This is a genomic window from Fictibacillus sp. 26RED30 (assembly GCF_015903845.1).
Classification (GTDB): domain Bacteria; phylum Bacillota; class Bacilli; order Bacillales; family Fictibacillaceae; genus Fictibacillus; species Fictibacillus phosphorivorans.
In genome coordinates this window covers 527489-549386 of sequence record NZ_JACZDV010000001.1, presented here as the reverse complement: position 1 = coordinate 549386, position 21898 = coordinate 527489, and the positions used below count along the sequence as shown (strand labels likewise).

The window sequence follows — 21898 nt, the reverse complement described above, 5'->3', positions numbered from 1 at the left end:
TAGCGGTTGCCACTCTTCCTTATTTAGGTGATTCTATTTTTTTATAGATAATCATGGCTGAAAAAGAAAACATCGTATCGTCCTCTGAGTGCACATTATCACATACGGCTATTTGATAGTTAATATCCACAATATTTTCAAGAGGAACAGTACTCAAAAACTCATTTATAGCGATCTCTAAATCTTCTTCATGATCTTCATCAAAGATTTTCACTTGAATCATAAAAAAGCATCCCCCTTTGGCCAAGTGTTTTGGTACTTCTTCGGCCTCTGGAGATGCTTATCCTTTGTTAGGTTTTGACTAGTTTTGTCTTTTACAGATTTTCAAGAGCAGTTTGAATAGGTACTTCTCCTTCAATCAATTCAAAGACTTTGTGGTTAACTTTTTCATTTCCGAGGCAGGCTGCAAGTGTTCTTGCTACATCTGCTCGAGGTATAGAACCGCGCTCGTTCAGTTTTTCTTTGGCTTGAATCAATCCCATTCCATCATCATCTGTCAGCGCACCTGGACGTAAGATCGTATAATTTAAGGAGCTGTTTATCAGTTCTTGATCAGCTTTTCCTTTTGCCTCTAAATAATGCTGAAGTCCTTCTGGTCCTTTTTCAGGAGTGTCTGCCCCAACTGAACTTACTAGAATGAATTGTTTCACCTTATGTTTTTGCGCTAATTGTATGGACTTTACCGCTCCTTCATAATCTACAGCATCTGTTTTCTCTGGTCCTGTATGACCACCTGAACCAGCTGTGAAGATGACAGCTTCAATCCCTTCATAAACATGTTCAAAATCTTGTTCCAAATCACCTAGAACGGCAGTAATATTCTCATGCAGAAAATGATCTTGCTGTTCTGTCTTTCTGACCATCGCTTTTACAGAGTGTTCTTGATCAGCTAGTATGTTAGATGTCATTTTACCAATATTACCGTTTGCTCCAATCACTAATACATTCACTACATATCCACTCCTTCTATTTGTCTACTTATGTAGTGTTTCACGAAATGATGAATATAAAACATTTGGTTGTGTAATAGAAGTATTTTAAGTAGGTCAGGAGGTTCTGAACGTACAATTTGAGAATTGTGATTTGTTCTGAAATCCAATAAAAAAAGCTCAAAACACCGTTCATCCACGACGTTTTAAGCTTCTTTCTAATTCATAACAACATTCTTATGTAACTGTCTTTGGAGTTCATCAGCATGAAGCGGCTTGTACAGATGATAACCTTGGCCGAATACACACCCTTGCTCTACTAAGAAATCGATCTGCTCACGACTTTCGATTCCTTCTGCAATTACACTAAAATCGAGATTATGTCCCATATCAATTATCGTTTTTACAATCGCTCCTGCTTTTGAATCTGTCAAAATATCATCGATAAACATCTTATCAATCTTTAATGTATCAACGGGTAATTGTCTCAAATACGTTAACGAGGAATAACCTGTACCAAAGTCATCGACAGATATGCGAATTCCTTTCGCCCTTAAAGAATTTAATACCGGAAGAGCTTCCTCCATGTTTTGCATCGTGGTACTTTCTGTAATCTCCAGCTCTAATGAAGTAGGAGGAAACTCAGTTTCAGCTAAAATACATTCAACTCTTTCGATAAATGCTTCTTCTAATAGTTGTCTAACCGATATATTTACGGAGATTAAAAGATCACTAAAGCCATTTTTATGCCAATGTACCCCTTGCAAACAAGCTTCTCTTAACACCCATTCTCCGATTGGTAGAATCATCCCCGTCTCTTCAGCTATCGGTATGAATTCAGCAGGAGAGATCATCCCTTCATCTTCTTTATTCCAGCGCAATAACGCTTCGACACCTAGAATCTTATTATTTCCGATATGAACTAAAGGTTGATAAACAAGAAAGAATTCTTTGTTAGTTAAAGCTCTTCTTAAACCATGCTCGAGAGTTAACCTTCTTTCCATCTTGCCATCACGTTGCTCCGTGAAAAATTGATAATTGTTTCGTCCTTTTTCCTTTGCTTGGTACAAAGCGGAATCAGCGCGTTTTAAGAGTGTTTCACTGTCTGAACCATTACCTGGATATGTACTGATACCTATGCTTGGTGTTGTAAATACTTCTTGTCCACTCAACTTGAACGGTTTTGTAAAAGCTTGAATGATCTGTTCTGCTTTTTGTTTGATCTCACTGATTTCTTTAAAGTTTAACAAAATCAGAAATTCATCTCCGCTTCTCCTAAACACGGTTCCGTTATATCCAACCGTAACCTTTAAAAGTTCTGCTACCTTCTGCAGCAACAGATCACCAAAGCTATGCCCAAGAGTATCGTTCAGAACATTAAACCGATCTAGATCCACGTACAACAGAGCTAGATTGCGACTCTGTACGTCCGCTTCCTTTATTTGTTTTTCTATCGTCTGCATAAATCCATTACGATTAGGCAGCCCCGTTAGTTCATCATAATAAGCCATATGCTCAATCGTGATTTCAGCTCTTTTTCTTTCTGTAATATCAATAAGAATAGAGTTAAAATCAACTAATTTTTTGTTGGCATCTAAAAAGGGAATTCCCCGATCTTGAATCCAGCGTATCTCACCGTTCGGCTTCATGATTCGATACTCACTTGTAGTGATCAATCCGTTTTGAATCGCGATGCCTCGTTTTATGATGATTTCGTCATCATCAGGGTGAATGACCTTTTTCCATAATTCTGAGTCATCATAAAAAGCTTGCAAAGGATAACCATATAACTTTTCAATACCCGATGTGATCAAAAGTTTATTGGTCTTTAAATTGTGTGACCATATCGCAACATCGATACTGTCAAATATATTTTGAAGCTTCACTCGACTCGCTTCTAATTCCGCAAATGTTTCTTTGTGATTTAAGATCTCTTGCTCTAAATTTATTGCATAACTATCTTTTACGATCAGCATCTTATAAATCAAAATTGCAAAAAGAACAACAATTCCTAAGTCGATCCCATACATCAAATAGCTCTGATTATACATTAATCCTATTGTGCTTATGGTATGTAAGGTAAACAAAACCGCTATGATATAGGTCCATTTTTTTGTTTTTGCGTGTTTTAATGGCATTTGTAAGCCTCCAAGGCTATTAAGTATACCTTTTCTATCGGCTATTTCATGGAAATTTAAACTTTCTTCAATAAAGTAAACATACTTATAAAAAAAACTCTCTGCTCAAGTCGTGAGCAGAGAGTAATATTATCGTTTTAGTCCTTATTATATTCCAGCATGCCACCTGTCATATTCTTGACCTTAAATCCATGATCTAGCAGGAAATAAGCAACATTCTCACTGCGGCGGCCGGAACGGCAGACGATGATGTGTTCTTCGTCCTTGTTTATTTCTTCTAAACGCATAGGAATCTCACCCATTTTGATATGTGCTGCCTCTGGAATCTTCCCTTCAGCTACTTCTTCATCTTCTCGAACATCAATCAGAGATATCTTTTTGCCCTCTTGGAGCAATTGCTTTACTTCTGATGGTGAAATTTCTTTTAATTCTTCCATGAACGTTTACCTCCTTTAATTCGCAACGATATTCACAAGCTTACCTGGAACTGTAATCACTTTGCGAATCGTCTTTCCTTCAATGCTTTGTTGAACGGATTCATCTTTTAGAGCAGCTTCTTCCATATCAGAACCACTGATGTTAGCCGCAATCGTCATCTTTGCTTTAAGTTTGCCGTTAACTTGAACAACGATTTCAACTTCATTTTCTACAAGTTGTGCTTCATCCCAAACCGGCCAAGACGCATATGCGATGCTGCCTTCTCCACCTATCATTTCCCAAAGCTCTTCACAAATGTGCGGAGCGATCGGGGAAAGCATCTTAACAAAACCTTGCATGAGATCCTTTGGAAGAACTTCTTGTTTGTTTGCTTCATTTACAAACACCATCAATTGAGAAATGGCTGTATTAAAGCGCAGCCCTTCATAATCTTCTGTTACTTTTTTAACCGTCATATGATATAGACGATTGAAGGCATCTGTGCCCTGCGCATCTCTAATGGAAGGATTTATCTTCTCTCCATCTTCAGCCAGAAGCAATCTCCATACACGATCCAAGAATCTGCGAGCTCCGTCTAAACCAGTTGTGCTCCATGCGATTGAAGCATCAAGTGGGCCCATAAACATCTCATACAAACGAAGTGTATCCGCACCATGACTTAATACAATCTCATCTGGGTTAACAACATTTCCTTTAGATTTACTCATCTTTTCATTATTTTCTCCAAGAATCATCCCTTGGTTGAAAAGTTTTTGGAAAGGTTCTTTTGTTGGTACGATACCTAGGTCGTAAAGAACCTTATGCCAGAAACGAGCATAAAGAAGATGCAACACCGCGTGCTCCGCTCCACCGATATAAATGTCAACCGGAAGCCAATGCTTAAGCTTCTCTGGAGATGCCAATTGCTCCTCGTTTTTTGGATCGATATAACGAAGATAATACCAGCAGCTTCCTGCCCACTGAGGCATCGTATTCGTTTCACGACGTCCTTTCTTTCCTGTTTCAGGATCCACAACGTTTACCCACTCTTCAACGTTAGCGAGAGGAGATTCTCCTGTGCCTGAAGGTTTGATCTCTTTAACAATCGGAAGAAGAAGAGGAAGTTGATCTTCTGAAACCGTCGACATCGTACCATCTTCCCAATGAATGACCGGAATAGGCTCGCCCCAATAACGCTGACGTGAGAATAACCAGTCACGAAGACGATAAGTAATTTTCTTCTCACCTTTTTTGTTCTCAGAAAGCCATTCGTTCATTGTTGCAATCGCTTTTTCCTTCTGCATGCCATTCAAGAAATCTGAATTAACGTGTTCACCATCACCTGTGTATGCTTCTTCTGCCACATTTCCGCCGGCAACCACTTCAGCGATCGGAAGTTCAAACTTAACTGCGAACTCGTGATCACGTTCATCGTGAGCAGGAACTGCCATGATCGCACCTGTTCCATAGCTTGCTAATACATAGTCTGCAATCCAGATCGGAAGTTTTGCACCTGTTACAGGATGAATCGCATATGCACCAGTAAACACACCAGACTTTTCTTTTGCAAGCTCTGTACGTTCAAGATCAGACTTTGTTTCTACTTGTCTTTGATAAGCGGTTACTGCCTCTTTTTGGTCTTCTGTTACAATATCGTTCACTAGTTTATTTTCAGGAGCTAAAACTAAGTATGTCGCACCGAAAAGTGTATCAGGTCGTGTTGTGAACACTGTGATTTTAGAAGAATGTCCATCTACATCAAAGTGTACTTCAGCTCCCTCTGAGCGGCCGATCCAATTTCGCTGCATGTCTTTCAAGCTCTCAGGCCAATCTAGTTCATCTAGATCTTCTAACAATCTGTCAGCGTATGCTGTGATCTTAAGCATCCATTGTCTCATAGGTTTACGAACAACAGGATGGCCGCCACGTTCACTTTTTCCATCGATGACTTCTTCGTTTGCAAGTACCGTTCCAAGTGCTTCACACCAGTTAACAGGTACTTCATCTACATACGCAAGTCCTTTATTATAAAGCTGGATAAAGATCCATTGAGTCCATTTGTAATAAGAAGGATCTGTTGTGTTAACTTCACGGTCCCAGTCATAAGAGAAACCAAGCTCTTTAATCTGTCTGCGGAACGTATTGATGTTTGTTTCTGTAAATTCTGCTGGATCGTTTCCTGTATCAAGCGCATACTGTTCGGCAGGAAGTCCGAAAGCATCCCACCCCATCGGATGAAGTACGTTGTATCCTTGCATACGCTTCATTCTAGATAGAATATCTGTCGCCGTATAACCTTCTGGATGACCAACATGAAGGCCAGCTCCAGATGGGTATGGAAACATATCTAGCGCGTAAAATTTCTTTTTATCATATTCTTCTTTTGTTTGGAACGTTTTGTTCTTATCCCAGAACTGTTGCCACTTTTTCTCGATTGTTTTGTGGTTATAATACATAACCGATCCTCCTTAGAAAACTGTACTTTTAAAAACAAAAAACCTCCCGCCCCTAATAAACATTAGGGACGAAAGGTTAATTAACAATTTAAACCTGCCGCGGTACCACCCTGATTAATGCAAAAATCGCATTCACTCGGAAACATACCTTAACGCGGCGAACGGCAAGCATTACTTTATTCACACTTGCAACTAAAGGGCGAGTTCAAAAAAGTCCGGGTTGACTTGCACCAGCCGTCAACTCTCTATCATTCCATTCTTTTTTTACTATTCCCTATCATCGTTATTAAAAATTTTGATGCTAATTTGTATTTTATGAATAACTCCCTAAATTGTCAAGGTTGTTTAGACGTATAATAGCCTATTTTTCCCATTTTTAAACATATGCCCTATCGCTGTAAGCGGTATCTTGACAAACATTATAGAGCTGTTTAATGTAATGTTAACTGATATTATTTTTACGTTAACATTAAAAGAGGGGTGCAACAAACATGTATGAAAGTAATCAAAAACTAAAGATGTCTCTTTACGCAGCACTTATGGCAGGAATTACAGCGATACTTGCTCAGCTGACCATTCCACTACCGGTAGTTCCGATTACAGGGCAGACATTAGCGATTGGGCTTTGCGCAACTATTTTAGGTCGTAAATACGGCACATTAGCTGTGATGATCTACGTCGCTATGGGTGCAATCGGTCTCCCCGTATTTTCGGAAGCTAAAGGTGGGTTCATGGTACTGATCGGTCCAACAGGAGGCTATATCGTCGGCTTTATTATCGCTGCTTTTATCACTGGACTCATTTTAGAAAAGACAAGTTTTACTCTGCTGCCTGCTGTTGTAGCAAACATGGCAGGTATGGTGATCACACTTGTGTTCGGTGCCGTTCAACTAAAGTTCATCGCAAGCCTTAGTTGGGAACAAGCGTTGAGTCTTGGTGTTATTCCTTTTTTACTTGTCGGAGTAATTAAAGCCATTTTGGCTTCCGTTCTTGGTGTTACGATCAGAAGAAGATTAATGTCAGCTAAACTGCTTCCAAAAGAAGAATCAAGAGCTGCTTAATTCAATAATATATAAACCAAGAGACCGTGATTATCACATCACGGTCTCTTGGTTGTTCATTTACCTATAAATCTCAAGAAGCTTGTTGAGGAATTTCAGTTTGCTGAATGGCATGTCGACTCTTGCTATATAGGATTGTTAAAATGAAAGCAAGCACCATCAGGCCGATAATCGTTTGGAACAACACAGATATGTTGAATAGATCTGCAATCATTCCTCCAAACAACGGACCAAGCATCCTTCCGCCTGTGGCTGTCGAGTTTACAATTCCTTGATAAAATCCGGCTCTGCCTTCAGGAGCGAGCTCTGCTGCGATGGATGGAACACCTGGCCATACGAGCATCTCTCCTATTGTCAGCACAATCATCGCTACCATAAATCCACTAAAGTCTTTTGCATTTCCCACCATCACAAATGAAATGACAAATATACAATATCCGACCAAAATTTGCGATGTTGTAGAATGAAGCCACTTTTTCAAGAAAAGGTTGACCAGCGGCTGACCAAGAACGATAAACACACCATTAACGGTCCAGAGTAAACTATACATTTTCAGACTTACCCCTAGTGATTGCGTATAAGCGGCGATCGTGGACTGCCACTGAACATAACCTATCCAAGCTAGCAGATACCCTCCGCATAAAATTAACAAAGCAATAAACGCTTCTTTGTTGTGAATTCTTTTACGTTGAGAAAAAACGGTTTGCACAGATGCTTCATCTTTTTCATCTATACCTTTAAAGCCGAATAACACAATAATAAAAAATATAAAAGATAGAGTGGAACAACTGATGAAAGATAGTGTGAAAGAATACGAAGCTGCAAATCCACCAAGAGCAGCCCCAAGCGCCACTCCTACATTCTGTGCAATATAGATTCTGTTAAACGCCTTCCTTCCACCCTCTTTCCACATCGTACCTGCTAATGCATACATAGATGGAAAGACGATTCCCATTCCAAATCCCATAAAAACAAGAAGGACACTGTACATCCAAAAATCGTGAAACCAGATTAATAAGAAAGAAGTCGTAAATGAAATGGAGACTCCGAGCATAATGGTCTTGTAGCCTCCTAATTTATCAAACAGCAATCCTCCCGTTAAGTTACCTATGATTCCGGCACCTGAGTTAAGTAATAGAACAATTCCTGCTACGGTAAGTGACTTACCAAGGTGTTCATGTATAAAAATCGTATTGATCGGCCACAAGAAACTTGAGCCCGTCACATTAAGTGCCATTCCAATAATGAGCAGCCATACTTTCGCTGGCATAAATATCCCCCGCTTGCTAACTAAGATGTCATAAACCACTCTGTATTTTATTCCTTTTTCCTGCACTTTACAATTTGAAAGTACTGACAACTCACTTTGCCGCTCAACGTGCGAACATGCTACAATGTCATATGGTGCTCATCACCGTATGAAGGAGTGAGAAAGATGACACACCTTATGGAAAAACCAGATTATTTTGGAGAAAAACGATATTACACATGGAATCAGCATTTAAAGTCCCATTTTGGAGATAAAATTATTAAAGTACCACTTGATGGCGGATTCGATTGTCCGAATCGTGATGGCAACGCAGCATTTGGAGGATGTACATTCTGCTCTCAAAGCGGCTCAGGAGATTTTGCAGGAAACCGCCGTGATGATATCATCACACAGTTTCACACCGTTAAAGAAAGAATGCATTCGAAATGGAAAAAAGGTAAATATATAGGCTATTTTCAAGCTTTTACGAACACTTATGCTCCTGTTGAACAACTTAAAGAGCTATATGAAACCGTCCTCGAACAAGAAGGCGTTGTTGGACTTTCGATTGCAACGAGACCTGATTGTTTACCGGATGATGTGATCGAATATCTTGCTGACTTAAATAAAAGAACTTATCTTTGGGTAGAGTTAGGACTTCAGACTGTACATGAGCGAACAGCATTGCTCATCAACAGAGCTCATGATTACGCAACATATGTAGAAGGCGTTGAAAAACTTCGAAAACATAACATTAGAGTGTGTTCACACATCATCAATGGATTGCCTTTAGAAACTCCAGAGATGATGATGGAAACGGCAAGAGAAGTTGCGAAACTTGATGTTCAAGGAATCAAGATTCATTTGCTTCATCTTCTGAAAAAGACACCGATGGTCAAACAATACGAACAAGGTATGTTAGAATTTTTCGATTTTGCCACATATGTAAAACTTGTTTGTGACCAACTAGAGATTCTTCCCCCACATATGATGATTCATCGACTAACTGGTGACGGACCATCTGACTTATTAGTAGGACCAATGTGGAGTCTGAATAAATGGAAAGTGTTAAACGCGATTGAAAGTGAGCTTAAAAACAGAAATAGTTTTCAAGGGAAATTTTATAATACGTCTGAGGTGAATACACCATGAAATTAGAAGGAGTTTTGCCGTTTGCGAGAACACTTCTTCGTACATTTTGTGATGAGGGAGATATCGTAATTGATGCAACATGCGGAAACGGAAACGATACTTTATTCTTATCAAAACTCGTCGGTGAGAGCGGCCATGTGTTTGCTTTTGATATTCAAAAGCAAGCAATCGAGAACTCAAAGCAACGGCTTGTTGATCATCATGCAGATCATAATGTTACTTTTTATCATGCCTCTCATGATGAGTTAACAACTCAGTTACCTAGTGATCTTCATACAAAAGTAACTGCCGCTATTTTTAACCTCGGCTACTTGCCTGGAAGCGATAAGTCGATTACAACAACAGGATCATCTACAATCGGTGCTATTGAACAGCTCCTGCAACTATTAAAACCTGAAGGCGTCATCATACTCGTGATCTACCATGGGCATGAAGAGGGAAAAAGAGAAAAAGAACTAGTCATGAATTATGTAAAACAGCTGGATCAAAAACAGGCTCATGTTTTACAATACGAATTTATTAATCAAAAAAACGACCCGCCATTTGTAGTCGCAATCGAAAAAAGAGGCTGAACTCAACTAATCAAAGTTGATTCAGCCTTTTTTAAAGTATACTCTTGTTAAATGGTGCAGTCTCAGGATTCAGAAACTGGTCGCCATCTATACACGTTGGGGTATTATGCATCATCAATCCAGAAATTTGAGCACGCAATCCAGAAGTTTCGGCTGTTTATCCACGAGATTTGCCTCTCCATCCAAAAGTTTTTGTCTTTTATCCACGAGTTTACAATCCTCGACAAATTACGCAATAGTTACTATCCTCACTTACCCCTGCTAAATGCGAACCACATGGAGCGGAGACCAACCAATTCTAAGAGCTACAAAGCTTGCTCAATCAGAAATTTATTTATGAAATAGAAGGTTTTAATCTTTGATATAATTTTCGATTTACATAGAAGAAGTAACTCGTTACGCCACCAACTTTAACGAGCTTTGCAGCCATCTTTTTGATTCCAGGACTCTCAGACACCTTCCGATCTGCAAGATAGATTCCTAAGAGACCTCTTTGGATCAAGCGATGAAACCTTGAGTTAGGCAGGTTTGCACAGCTTTTCTCTGCTTTTTCCGCAAAATAAACCATACGTTCTAACATGTGCTGATCATTCTTATAGTACGTACAAAAATTTAGATCGCCTTCTAACTTGTCCTCATTTTGATCAATAAAATAATCCAAAAGAATATGAAGACCTTGTAGCCATGGAAAATACCCTTTCTTTATCGTTGCAGCAGATTCTTTCGTGAAGTTTCCTTGAAACGCATAGCTGACTAAACAGAATATGCCAAGCGTTGAACCTGCACAGGCTGAAAATTCGTACCAAGTTATATCTGGTAGAACGGATTGATACTCTCCAAACCAACTGATTAGACGTGGCTCTCTCTCTTGAACGATTACATGTTTATGTACTTGCAGGTCACAATAGATCGAAGCAAGTCCGATTAGTTCACTTGCGATATTCGGATAAGCTTTCATCTCTGACAAAACACTTTGACACGTGTAGACAAGTTCGTTTAAATAACCGCCGTCGTCCTGTTCTTCTCTGTAACGATAATAATTAGTAGGAACAGCGCCAGGAGATAAGGCATGAAACATGCTTTCATGAAGTGCTCGGAAATCTTTTTCATTCAGTGAAGTGCTTCTGTCACAAAGATTATCTAAATAGTCGCTGATCGTTTGGTACGCTACAACAAACTCTATGGCTTTTTTGCGCTGGTTACCTGCTAGCAGTGTAAGGATAGCTCCCCCTTCACAGTGAAACATCTTATCCGATATGCTGCTAACTGCCTGTTTTCTTAATTCAGGGTTAGGAATCTTTTCAGCTCTATCATGCCAGGTCTTCAGCAGATGACTGACAGCCGGAAAAATCTGCGTATAAACGGAATACATCAATCCCCAAGGGTGAACCGGAACTTTGTTCATAAGATGGCTCCTTTTGTTTATTTCTTTCCTTACCTTTTTCTTTAATCGACCTCGCTATGCAAAAATAGAAATTTTTTCACATAATTAAACACATGATCTCTTTCAGGCTCGTTTAATACTTCATGATATAGGGACGGAAATTCTTTATACCATTTCTCTTGGAGCTGCACTGCGTTAAACCATTGCATAACTTTCATTTTATCCACGATTCGATCATCCCCCGCTTGTAATAGCATTAAAGGTACATTTGGGAAATCTTTATAATGATCAAAAACATGTTTTATCGAACCAATCAACTCTCGATACCACCTGACAGAAACTTTCTTAACGATCAACTTATCCTCTCTATCACGAATACGTATCTCTTCGTTCCTTGTAGCACTGCCTTCAGGTAAGTTCGTCGCCAACCTTACACTCGGAGCGAGTTTGTTCAATAGAACGGAAACGGCTTCTTTTCCTTTTGATGGGTAATGAACCAATCCTAAACACGGAGAGGATAAGATAACCGCTTTTACGCTTAGCCTTTTTTCCATCAAGGTTCTGATCACAGCTAATCCACCCATGCTATGTCCTAAGATATATACGGGATGGCCTAATTTCTCGGCTTCTAGATACCATTTTTCTATGGTTTGGATATAATCGTCGAATGCATCAATATGTCCTCTTCTTCTCGTTGTCGTACCTTGACCAGGAAGATCGCCTGAAACACAATGCAAGCCCGCTTCGTTCAGTTGCTTGATGACCCAATCATACCTGCCATGATGTTCATTTGCTCCATGTACAACAACGATTGTTCCGATCGCATCCTTTTTTGTTTTCCACGTCCACATTTCTCCACCTTCTTCTCTATTCATAAGACTTGATGATTTGCTAAACTGTAGATAGATAAATATTGATAATAGGAGTGTATAATGATGATCTATCCATTTGGAGATAAACAACCTAAGATTTCAGAAACTGCCTTTATTGCAGACTATGTCACCATTACGGGTGATGTTCAGATTGGCGAATATTCTTCTGTATGGTTTAACACATCTATACGAGGAGATGTTTCCCCGACTATCATTGGAAACTATGTAAACGTTCAAGATAATTCCGTTCTTCATCAAAGTCCGAACCGCCCTCTTCATTTAAAAGATGGCGTTACAGTTGGACATAGCGTGATTTTACATAGTTGTGTCGTTGAAGAGAACGCATTGATCGGAATGGGTTCACTCGTGCTCGATGGAGCTCACATCGGACAAGGAGCTTTTATAGGCGCAGGAAGTCTTGTTCCTCCTGGAAAAAAGATACCACCTAATACGTTAGCTTTCGGTCGGCCTGCTAAGGTGATCAGAGAATTAACAGAAGAAGATATCACGGACATGAACCGCATTCGCCGTGAATATTACGAGAAAGGTCAGTATTATAAGTCCTTGCAGCCTAAACGTTAAACTCGATTAGGTTACCATCTGGATCACTCACAAAAACTTGATGCCACTCTGTTTTGTTTGTTGGTTTGTTAACATAAGGAACGTTATGAACATCTAATGTTTTTATTAGCTTGTCCATGTCGGTAACTCTTATCGCAAAATGACCGTCTCTGCTATCAATCTCAGTCGTATTTCTTCTAGCCTTACCTTTAGGATGAACGATCAAATGAAGCTGTGTGTCACCGATATCATACCAAACGCCTGGAAAATCAAACTGCGGGCGTTTTTTATTTTGCTTGAAACCGAGAATTCCCTCATAAAAATAAAGGGATTCTTTTAGATTTGTTACAAGTAAGGATACATGATGTATTCCTGCATACATGTACTTCCACCTCACCTCTCTGTATGTTTTGCCCATAATTTTAACATAGAAACAAATAATTTGAGATGAATTCGTACTGAAACTGTCTTCCTTTTGAATACTTATAATAAAAGTTAATAATATGAAAGGAAGTTGTCTGATGCGTCCATCTAACCAAAAGTCTTATGTTCCTTATCATAGCCCTTACGATCCGTGCCCTCCGATTGGAAAAAAATATTACTCTACTCCTCCTAATCTATATATGGGATTCCAACCATATAACCTGCCACAATACTCACCAAAAGAAGCACTCCAAAAAGGCACATTATGGCCAGCATTTTATGATTATTATGAAAATCCCTATGAAAGAAGGAGGTAATATTAGTGCCATCAACCTTACCTGAAGAGTTCTATCAGTGGATGGAAGAACTGCAAGCAGTTGATTTTGTTCTTGTGGAACTTACTCTATATCTCGATACACACCCACAAGATGAATCTGCAGTCCAACAGTTTAATCAGTTCGCAAAACAAAGAAAACAGATCAAAAGAGCCATTGAATCAAAATATGGTCCTCTCCAGCAATACGGAAACAGTTATTCAGGTATGCCATGGAATTGGAGTGACGGACCATGGCCGTGGCAGTTATAAAGCGAAAGGAGGTTCATTAAAATGTGGGTGTATGAAAAAAAACTGCAATATCCCGTTAAAGTCACTTCATGTAATCCGACACTTGCCAAATACTTGATCGAACAATACGGAGGTGCAGATGGAGAACTCGCAGCGGCTCTTCGGTATTTAAATCAACGTTATACGATTCCAGACAAAGTGATAGGACTCCTTACGGATATAGGTACAGAAGAGTTCGCACATCTCGAGATGATCGCAACCATGATCTACAAGCTGACAAAGGACGCCACACCAGAGCAACTAAAAGCCGCTGGCATCGCAGACCACTATGTAAATCACGACAGCGCATTATTTTACCATAATGCAGCGGGTGTACCGTTTACTGCAAGCTACATAGCTGCAAAAGGCGATCCGATAGCTGATTTATATGAAGATATTGCAGCGGAAGAAAAAGCACGAGCTACCTATCAATGGATCATCAATATGTCAGATGACCCTGACCTTAATGACTCTCTTCGGTTCCTAAGAGAAAGGGAGATTATTCACTCTCAACGATTCCGTGAGGCAGTTGAAATCTTAAAAGAAGAACGTGACAGGAAAATATATTTCTAACCATTCTGCACATGCAGGATGGTTTTTTTATAATAATTTCATACTGTCTTCATGTTCCCCTTACAATTGTATTTTATTATTATAGTATCAAACAAAATATGAATGGTAAGGGGGATATTCATGACAAAAGTAATCGACTGGCTTTATGAAAAAGAGTGTACATTTTTCCGCCTGATTAATGGAAGATTACACAGAAATTCAATGGATCATTTTTTTCACTTGTGGACGCATCTTGGTGGTGCAACAGCTACTATCTCAACAAGTATTCTGCTTCTGTTATTTCTCCCTATGCATTTAAAGTCTTGGGGAATTGTTTGTATGCTGTCATTATTGATCAGCCACATTCCTGTTGCGATTTCTAAGAAAATGTACCCGAGAAAGAGACCGTATTTAAGCCTTCCAGATACAAACATCGGCGATAACCCATTAAAAGATCATTCTTTTCCATCCGGCCATACAACAGCCGTATTTTCAATCGTAACGCCTTTAATATTATTGAATCCGTTTATCGGTATATTTTTATTAGTCGCCGCTCTTTTAGTGGCCATCTCCCGTATGTATCTAGGTCTTCACTATCCATCTGATGTACTTGCAGGAATGATTCTAGGCATCAGCTCCAGCTTCTTTTCTTTGTTCTTAGTTAATAGGTTTGTCTTGCCTTATTTCTTATAAAAAGGAGATGAAGAAATGAAGCTTGCACTTTTTTCTGATACGTTCCACCCACAAATTAACGGAGTTGCTCGTACGTTAAAAAGATTTACGAGTTACCTAGAAACCAATGGAGTTGACTATAAAGTTATCATGCCTTCATTTGAAGAGGTTCAAGAAACAGAGGGCAAACAATATTATGCAATGAAAAGCCTGCCACTCTTTCTATATCCGGAGTGCAGGCTTGCCATACCTCAGTTTAAAGCCTTGAACGATGAACTGAATAAATTTAAACCTGATCTCCTCCATATTGCGACTCCTTTTAATATTGGCCTGTTCGGAATGAGATACGGTAAAAAAGAAAGCATTCCCATGGTTGCCTCTTATCATACTCATTTTGACCGCTACCTTGCTTACTACCATCTAGATTTCTTATCCCCTTTGCTCTGGCGTTATCTGCAATGGTTTCATAAACCTTTTGAAAAGATCTTTGTTCCAAGTGAAGAAACACGGAAGATTTTATACACAAAAAGCTTTACTTCTATTGAAATATGGTCCAGAGGAGTTGACTGTATGATGTTCACACCTCAAAATCGAGATTTCCATGTTCGTGAAGAATATAAGATCACACAGAAGTATATCTTCTTGTTCGTGGGAAGACTAGCACCTGAAAAGGATCTAAACATCCTCAAAGAAATGATAGATAAGCTGCCATCCCCTTTGAGCGAGAATGTTCATTGGCTGATTGTGGGTGACGGACCAAGTCGACGTGATGTCGAACAGTGGGAAACTGAATATAGCAATGTAACATGTGCAGGCTATCTATCTGGAGAAGATCTTGCGCGGGTTTATGCTTCAGCCGACCTTTTCGTCTTCCCTTCTTCTACAGAGACGTTCGGCAATGTTGTTTTAGAAGCAGCTGCCTCTGGGTTACCTGCTATCGTGTGCGATTCTGGCGGAGTAGCTGAAATTGTTCAAGACGGTGTAACGGGTAGAATCTGCAAAGCTACAGAAGCTGACTCATTCATACAAAATATCGTTTCTATTATGGAAGATCCTATGCTCTTAGGCTCTATGAAACGAAAAGCAAGAAATTATGCGATGACTCAATCTTGGTCAGCTATTTTCGGGAACCTTTTAATGCAGTATGAAGAAGTTATTTATACGAAGAATAAAAATAAAACGATCATTGCGTAGCGGTGAATAGGTAAGAGGATATGAAAATACGAGGATAAAATAAAGCTATCTTCCAAATGAACATTAGCGATTAAGATGTTCGTTTGGAAGATACACAAATTTTTTTTACGAGGTAATCACAATTATATCCGCAGATAAAGAACATTTATCCGTAAAACTAGCGAATAATTCCGTACATAAAATTTTTTATCCGATTTTCGACATAACCTTCTAAACTAACCACTAAAAAAACCAGACTTCCAAAAGGAAGTCTGGTTTAACATGTTATATGTTATTAAATATTTGCTTGTTTCTTAAGCTCTGCAGCTTTATCTGTGTTCTCCCAAGGAAGGTTGATGTCAGTACGTCCAAAGTGGCCGTATGCAGCAGTTTGCTTGTAGATCGGACGGCGAAGATCAAGCATCTTAATGATTCCAGCCGGACGAAGGTCGAAGTTGTTGCGAACTAGTTCTACAAGAACTTCTTCAGAAACTTTACCTGTTTCAAACGTGTTTACAGCGATTGATACTGGTTGAGCAACACCAATTGCATAAGCAAGCTGAACTTCAACTTTGTCAGCAAGACCTGATGCTACGATGTTTTTAGCAACATAACGAGCAGCATAAGCAGCAGAACGGTCAACTTTAGTCGCGTCCTTACCAGAGAATGCACCACCACCGTGACGAGCATATCCACCGTATGTATCTACGATGATTTTACGGCCAGTAAGTCCAGCATCACCTTGTGGTCCGCCGATTACGAAACGGCCCGTTGGGTTGATGAAGTATTTTGTGTTCTCGTCGATTAGTTCAGCAGGAACAACCGGCGTGATTACTTTTTCTTTGATGTCTCTTTGAATTTCTTCAAGTGTGTTCTCAGGGTGGTGCTGAGTAGAAATTACGATTGTGTCAATACGTACAGGTTTGTCGTTCTCATCATATTCAACAGTTACTTGAGTTTTTCCATCTGGACGCAAGTAAGGAATCTCTTCAGACTTACGAACCTCTGTAAGACGACGAGATAATTTATGAGCTAGTGAGATTGGTAGAGGCATAAGCTCTTCTGTTTCGTTACAAGCATATCCGAACATTAGACCTTGGTCACCTGCACCGATCGCTTCGATCTCAGCATCTGTCATAGAACCTTCTCTTGCTTCAAGAGCTTGATCAACACCCATCGCGATATCAGCAGATTGCTCATCGATAGAAGTTAGTACTGCACATGTTTCAGAATCGAAACCATATTTGGCACGGTCATAACCGATTTCTTTAATTGTCTCACGTACAACTTTTGGGATGTCTACATAAGTAGAAGTTGTGATCTCACCTGCAACAAGTACAAGACCTGTAGTTACAGATGTTTCACATGCTACACGAGCATTTGCATCATTAGCTAAAATTTCATCTAGAATCGCATCTGAGATTTGGTCACAGATTTTATCTGGATGGCCTTCTGTAACGGATTCTGATGTAAATAAACGACGACTAACTTTTTTGGACAAGTTAATATCCTCCCTTTAACTGCTTTTGAGTATGATACGGTACTTTATTCTTATCTATTTTACACAGTTTATGTTCTTAACCTGAAAAAGGCATAAAAAAAGCCCTTCCCTGTCTCACATACATTCACGAGGGAAAAGGTTTATAAAACCAAAATGCCTTCAACCTCTTATTGTCCAAGGTTATTTTCACCTTGCAGGTTAGCACCTTTTCATTTCCAGTAGCGTTATTATTGCCACTTTCATGTCGGTTGCTGGGTTTCATAGGGCCTGTCCCTCCACCTACTCAGAATAAGAGTAGCCGTTCTCGAAATATGATAGCGTAATGCTTCACCTCTGTCAATAGAAAACCCTATGAATAGCAATAAGTTTGGAGTATTATATTCTATAGAATGAAAGCGTTTTAAATAAGATGGATAATTCACAACATTTTGTTCTTTTTTTCAGAAGTAAGAACTTTTTTGATGCACTTTCATAAAATAGTATACATTATTTAAATCAATGTGTTATACTAATTTTCGAATATATCACTCTAGGATAAAGGATGGTACTGTCTCATATGAATACATTGGAATTTACGACAACCTTAAACGATCTTGTGACCCGTGAAACAACTCACCAGAACTTACCTGTTCCGGTTTTAGTAGAAAAATCTCTTCAGCGCAACGAGGGCATCCTTACATCCACAGGAGCACTTCAAGCTACAACGGGGAAATATACAGGCCGTTCCCCTGAGGATAAATTTATCGTTGAAGATGCTTCCATTAAAGATTCAATCGATTGGGGAAAGGTAAATAAACCATTTTCACCAGAAAACTTTGATAAATTATACAAAAAAGTACTCCAATACTTAAGCAATAAAGAAGAACTATTCGTATTTAAAGGGTTTGCTGGTGCGGACCGCGAGTATCGCCTACCTATCCAAGTAATTAACGAGTATGCATGGCATAACCTTTTTGCTCACCAAATGTTTGTGCGCCCGAACCACGATGAGCTAGGTTCTCATGAATCTCAATTCACAGTGATTTCAGCACCAGGATTTCAAGCTAATCCGGCTGAAGATGGAACTAACTCAGAAACATTTATTATCGTCTCTTTTGAAAAGAAAATTGTCCTTATCGGTGGTACTGAGTACGCAGGTGAAATCAAAAAATCTGTATTCTCTGTCATGAACTACATTCTTCCTGAAAAAGGCATCCTATCTATGCACTGCTCTGCCAACGTTGGGAATGAAGGAGATGTAGCTTTATTCTTCGGACTATCTGGAACTGGTAAAACTACATTATCAGCAGATCCGAACCGTCGCTTAATCGGAGATGATGAGCATGGTTGGGCTAACACCGGTGTCTTCAATATCGAAGGTGGATGTTATGCTAAAACAATCGATCTTTCTAAAGAAAAAGAACCACAGATCTGGAATGCGATTCGTTTTGGAAGCGTTTTGGAGAATGTTATGATCGATTCAGTTACAAGAGAAGCAGATTATAAAGATTCTTCACTAACAGAAAACACACGTGCTGCTTATCCTGTTGATGCTATTCCTAATATTATTCAACCAAGTGTCGCAGGACACCCGAATACAATCATCTTCTTAACTGCTGATGCATTCGGTGTACTGCCTCCGATCAGCAAACTTACTAAAGAGCAAGCGATGTATCATTTCCTATCAGGATACACGAGCAAACTTGCAGGAACAGAAAGAGGCGTAACATCACCACAAGCTACTTTCTCAACTTGCTTTGGCGCTCCATTCCTGCCACTTCCTGCTACCGTTTATGCTGAGATGCTTGGCAAGAAAATTGATCAGCACAACGTTCAAGTTTACCTTGTTAACACAGGCTGGTCTGGTGGAGAGTACGGTATTGGAAGTCGTATGAACCTAGGTCATACACGTGCAATGGTGCAGGCTGCTCTAGAAGGCGAGCTTGCCTCAGTTGAAACAGTAGTAGATCCTATTTTTGGGCTTCATATCCCAACACATTGCCCTGGGGTACCAGACCAAGTTCTTCAACCGAAGAAAACATGGAGTGATCAAGACGCTTATGATGTGAAAGCGAAAGAACTTGCTGGTCAATTTAATGCGAACTTTGAAAAATTCAAGTCTGTATCAGCTGAGATTTCTCAAGCTGGACCGCTCGTTTAATACACGGAATAATGACCTTCCATTCTAGCAATGGAAGGTTTTTTCATTTATGAAAAGGAGCTAAAATCTCATTCAGCTCCTTTTCCATGTCCTTTCATCCATGCGCATAAAGCATATGTAATCTTCCGGTTCTCTTTTGGAGGAAAATAATGGGTGTATTCAGGATAGATCCATGTTTCACATGGCTTTTTGAGTTCTTTTAATCTTTTTTCTATCTTAAGTGTGTGTTCGACGGTTACATTCTCATCCTTCATACCGTGAATGCAAAGTAAGGGTGTATCTAATTCTTCACAATAATTAAGCGGCGATCGCCATTCAAATTCTTCTGGATATTTCTCTGGTGTTCCTCCAATAACTCTCTTCATCATCCTGCGCAGATCCTCTCTCTCTGCATACGTGATAGCCATATCAGTCACACCGCCCCATGTTACGACAGAACGTATCTCAGGATATTTCATTGCCGTAAACAATGCCATAGGACCGCCACGAGAAAATCCGAACACATGAATATCCTCTTCATCTACTTTTGGAAACTGCTTCAAAACTTCATAAGCTGCAAATGCATCTGTTCGATCTTCCCCAGCAAAATCTTCGTTGCCTTCCCCCCCTAGATTTCCACGATAATAGGGAGCCATCACAACAAATCCTTGTGAGGCAAACTGAATGATCCTAGCAATTCTGACCATGCCAACGGACTTGATTCCGCCCCTGAGATAAAGGAAACCCGGAAAAGGTCCTTTCCCTTCTGGTAATGCTGCTAGTCCTTTTATTTTTAACCCATCATTTAAATAAGTAACTACATACAAACGAATGGTAGGATGCGGAGAAGGAAATCGCTGCCACTCTATCATTTTTGCCTTTTTCATTCCTACACTCCTTTATTTTTGTGGGCAAACACACATTTGCACCAATCACATACATTATTACATAAAAGTCATGACTTCATTCCTATGTGCAGGAGGATCCAATATGAAATATTTCAAAAGAAAACTAATGCTACTTTTTACTTGTTTACTAGCTTTCTCCATGCTGCTGGCAGGGTGCAATACCTCAAGCCCTAAAAAAGATAAGATCAGAATCGCCGAAGTAACACGATCCATTTTTTACGCTCCACAATATGTTGCCATAGAAAAAGGCTTTTTTAAAGAAGAAGGTTTGGACGTCGAGCTGACTACCACCTGGGGCGGCGACAAAACGATGACGGCTCTTCTATCTGATGGAGCAGACGTAGCACTCGTTGGTTCTGAAACAACAATCTATGTACATGCACAAGAATCAACTGACCCTGTTATTAACTTTGCACAACTCACTCAGACAGACGGTACTTTCTTGGTTGCAAGGAAAAAGCCGGAATTCTTTTCGTGGGATCAATTAAAAGGCAGTACTTTTTTAGGCCAGCGTAAAGGCGGCATGCCACAGATGGCAGGTGAGTTTGGTATAAAGAAACACGGGATCGACCCTAAGAATGATCTAACAATGATTCAAAATATTGATTTTGCCAATATTGCAAATGCCTTTGCATCTGGAACTGGAGATTACGTTCAATTATTCGAGCCGCAAGCAAGTCTTTTTGAGCAAGAAGGAATTGGGCACATTGTCGCTTCGTTCGGTGCCGAGTCCGGGAAGATTCCTTATACAACATTCATGTCAAAACAAAGCTATATAAAAGAAAACAAAGAAACATTGGAGAAATTTACAAAAGGCTTATATAAAGCGCAGTTATGGGTCGAGAACCATTCGGCAAAAGAGATCGCCAAAGTAATCGCACCTTATTTTGAAGATACCCCTGTGGAACTTATTGAAACGGTTGTAGATCGATATAAGAGTCAGCACAGTTTCGCTCTTAACCCGATATTAGATGAAGAAGAGTGGAACAACTTACAGACCATTATGGACGAAGCAGGAGAGCTTCCGAAGAAAGTAGATTATAACATTCTTGTGGATACTCAAATAGCTAAGAAAGCCATTAAATAAGAGAACTTACGTCTCTGCATAATGAAACGGCTACCAAAGTGAGCTTCTTGTTGCATTTTTACACGAGA

22 protein-coding genes, 1 riboswitch and 1 other annotated feature are annotated in these 21898 nt (G+C 39.6%); of the genes, 11 read left to right on the top strand and 11 right to left on the bottom strand.

Translation table 11 applies throughout. From position 1 onward, the window contains the following. Positions 1-19 precede the first annotated feature (19 nt). The 5 genes from IHV11_RS02720 to leuS form a co-directional block, all read right to left on the bottom strand. Positions 20-223 carry a sporulation protein Cse60 gene (locus IHV11_RS02720; RefSeq protein ID WP_197193623.1) on the bottom strand — a complete coding sequence of 68 codons (204 nt, stop codon included), beginning with the start codon at positions 221-223 and terminating at the stop codon, positions 20-22. Positions 224-314: 91 nt separating this feature from the next. Further along, positions 315-950 (bottom strand): SDR family oxidoreductase, encoded by a 636-nt coding sequence (locus IHV11_RS02715; protein ID WP_197193622.1) that lies wholly within the window; start codon positions 948-950, stop codon positions 315-317. 197 nt (positions 951-1147) lie between these two features. Then, a complete protein-coding gene (locus IHV11_RS02710; protein ID WP_197193621.1) occupies positions 1148-3067 on the bottom strand; it encodes a putative bifunctional diguanylate cyclase/phosphodiesterase in 1920 nt (639 codons plus the stop codon). A 137-nt stretch (positions 3068-3204) separates the two neighbouring features. After that, entirely contained in the window at positions 3205-3504 is a 300-nt protein-coding gene (locus tag IHV11_RS02705) for a rhodanese-like domain-containing protein (RefSeq protein WP_197193620.1), read from the bottom strand. Positions 3505-3519: 15 nt separating this feature from the next. Then, positions 3520-5940 (bottom strand): leucine--tRNA ligase, encoded by a 2421-nt coding sequence (gene leuS / locus IHV11_RS02700; protein ID WP_197193619.1) that lies wholly within the window; start codon positions 5938-5940, stop codon positions 3520-3522. Between the two features lie 61 nt (positions 5941-6001). Beyond that, positions 6002-6230: a binding site (T-box leader), on the bottom strand. Between the two features lie 201 nt (positions 6231-6431). On the opposite strand from leuS, the gene IHV11_RS02695 reads away from it, so the two are divergent. Then, positions 6432-7001, top strand: a complete 570-nt coding sequence (locus IHV11_RS02695; protein ID WP_197193618.1) for a biotin transporter BioY — start codon at positions 6432-6434, stop codon at positions 6999-7001. Positions 7002-7074: 73 nt separating this feature from the next. Here the strand turns inward: IHV11_RS02695 and IHV11_RS02690 are convergent, their stop codons facing one another. Next, positions 7075-8271, bottom strand: a complete 1197-nt coding sequence (locus tag IHV11_RS02690) for an MDR family MFS transporter (RefSeq protein ID WP_197193617.1) — start codon at positions 8269-8271, stop codon at positions 7075-7077. 165 nt (positions 8272-8436) lie between these two features. Between IHV11_RS02690 and IHV11_RS02685 the strand changes: the two genes are divergently transcribed. Together IHV11_RS02685 and IHV11_RS02680 are read left to right on the top strand one after the other, a co-directional pair. After that, positions 8437-9402, top strand: a complete 966-nt coding sequence (locus IHV11_RS02685) for a TIGR01212 family radical SAM protein (RefSeq protein WP_197193616.1) — start codon at positions 8437-8439, stop codon at positions 9400-9402. Next, positions 9399-9974, top strand: a complete 576-nt coding sequence (locus IHV11_RS02680) for a class I SAM-dependent methyltransferase (protein ID WP_197193615.1) — start codon at positions 9399-9401, stop codon at positions 9972-9974. Before IHV11_RS02685 ends, IHV11_RS02680 begins: the two co-directional genes overlap by 4 nt. 334 nt (positions 9975-10308) lie before the next feature. On the opposite strand, the gene IHV11_RS02675 is transcribed toward IHV11_RS02680, so the two are convergent. Both IHV11_RS02675 and IHV11_RS02670 read right to left on the bottom strand, forming a co-directional pair. Then, positions 10309-11379 (bottom strand): tetraprenyl-beta-curcumene synthase family protein, encoded by a 1071-nt coding sequence (locus IHV11_RS02675; RefSeq protein WP_197131793.1) that lies wholly within the window; start codon positions 11377-11379, stop codon positions 10309-10311. A gap of 41 nt (positions 11380-11420) precedes the next feature. Next, positions 11421-12209, bottom strand: coding sequence for an alpha/beta fold hydrolase (locus IHV11_RS02670; protein WP_197193614.1), 789 nt, complete (start codon positions 12207-12209; stop codon positions 11421-11423). Positions 12210-12293: 84 nt separating this feature from the next. Between IHV11_RS02670 and IHV11_RS02665 the strand changes: the two genes are divergently transcribed. Next, entirely contained in the window at positions 12294-12812 is a 519-nt protein-coding gene (locus tag IHV11_RS02665; protein WP_197131798.1) for a gamma carbonic anhydrase family protein, read from the top strand. On the opposite strand, the gene IHV11_RS02660 is transcribed toward IHV11_RS02665, so the two are convergent. Next, on the bottom strand, positions 12802-13173 hold the full coding sequence (locus IHV11_RS02660; RefSeq protein WP_197131801.1) for a VOC family protein: 372 nt from the start codon (positions 13171-13173) through the stop codon (positions 12802-12804). The two genes, IHV11_RS02665 and IHV11_RS02660, sit on opposite strands and share 11 nt — an antisense overlap. Before the next feature lie 139 nt (positions 13174-13312). Here IHV11_RS02660 and IHV11_RS02655 point away from each other — a divergent pair, with 139 nt between their 5' ends. From IHV11_RS02655 to IHV11_RS02635, 5 genes are all read left to right on the top strand, one after another. Next, entirely contained in the window at positions 13313-13531 is a 219-nt protein-coding gene (locus IHV11_RS02655; protein ID WP_197131804.1) for a spore coat associated protein CotJA, read from the top strand. A gap of 41 nt (positions 13532-13572) precedes the next feature. After that, the gene (locus IHV11_RS02650) at positions 13573-13800 is read left to right on the top strand and encodes a spore coat protein CotJB (protein WP_197132171.1); all 228 of its coding nucleotides are present in this window, start codon (positions 13573-13575) and stop codon (positions 13798-13800) included. Between the two features lie 21 nt (positions 13801-13821). After that, complete coding sequence (cotJC, locus tag IHV11_RS02645) at positions 13822-14391, top strand: spore coat protein CotJC (RefSeq protein WP_191752016.1); 570 nt, start codon at positions 13822-13824, stop codon at positions 14389-14391. 120 nt (positions 14392-14511) lie between these two features. After that, positions 14512-15063, top strand: a complete 552-nt coding sequence (locus tag IHV11_RS02640) for a phosphatase PAP2 family protein (protein WP_197193613.1) — start codon at positions 14512-14514, stop codon at positions 15061-15063. 15 nt (positions 15064-15078) lie between these two features. Further along, positions 15079-16236 (top strand): glycosyltransferase family 4 protein, encoded by a 1158-nt coding sequence (locus IHV11_RS02635; RefSeq protein WP_197193612.1) that lies wholly within the window; start codon positions 15079-15081, stop codon positions 16234-16236. Positions 16237-16510: 274 nt separating this feature from the next. Here the strand turns inward: IHV11_RS02635 and metK are convergent, their stop codons facing one another. Further along, positions 16511-17716 carry a methionine adenosyltransferase gene (gene metK, locus IHV11_RS02630; RefSeq protein WP_197131813.1) on the bottom strand — a complete coding sequence of 402 codons (1206 nt, stop codon included), beginning with the start codon at positions 17714-17716 and terminating at the stop codon, positions 16511-16513. Between the two features lie 164 nt (positions 17717-17880). Further along, a riboswitch (SAM riboswitch) is annotated at positions 17881-18011 on the bottom strand. A 261-nt stretch (positions 18012-18272) separates the two neighbouring features. Between metK and pckA the strand changes: the two genes are divergently transcribed. Next, on the top strand, positions 18273-19856 hold the full coding sequence (pckA, locus tag IHV11_RS02625) for a phosphoenolpyruvate carboxykinase (ATP) (RefSeq protein ID WP_197193611.1): 1584 nt from the start codon (positions 18273-18275) through the stop codon (positions 19854-19856). Between the two features lie 68 nt (positions 19857-19924). On the opposite strand, the gene IHV11_RS02620 is transcribed toward pckA, so the two are convergent. Continuing rightward, positions 19925-20722, bottom strand: a complete 798-nt coding sequence (locus IHV11_RS02620; RefSeq protein ID WP_197193610.1) for an alpha/beta hydrolase family protein — start codon at positions 20720-20722, stop codon at positions 19925-19927. Between the two features lie 160 nt (positions 20723-20882). On the opposite strand from IHV11_RS02620, the gene IHV11_RS02615 reads away from it, so the two are divergent. Continuing rightward, on the top strand, positions 20883-21830 hold the full coding sequence (locus tag IHV11_RS02615) for an ABC transporter substrate-binding protein (protein ID WP_370568659.1): 948 nt from the start codon (positions 20883-20885) through the stop codon (positions 21828-21830). The last annotated feature ends 68 nt before the right edge of the window (positions 21831-21898 follow it).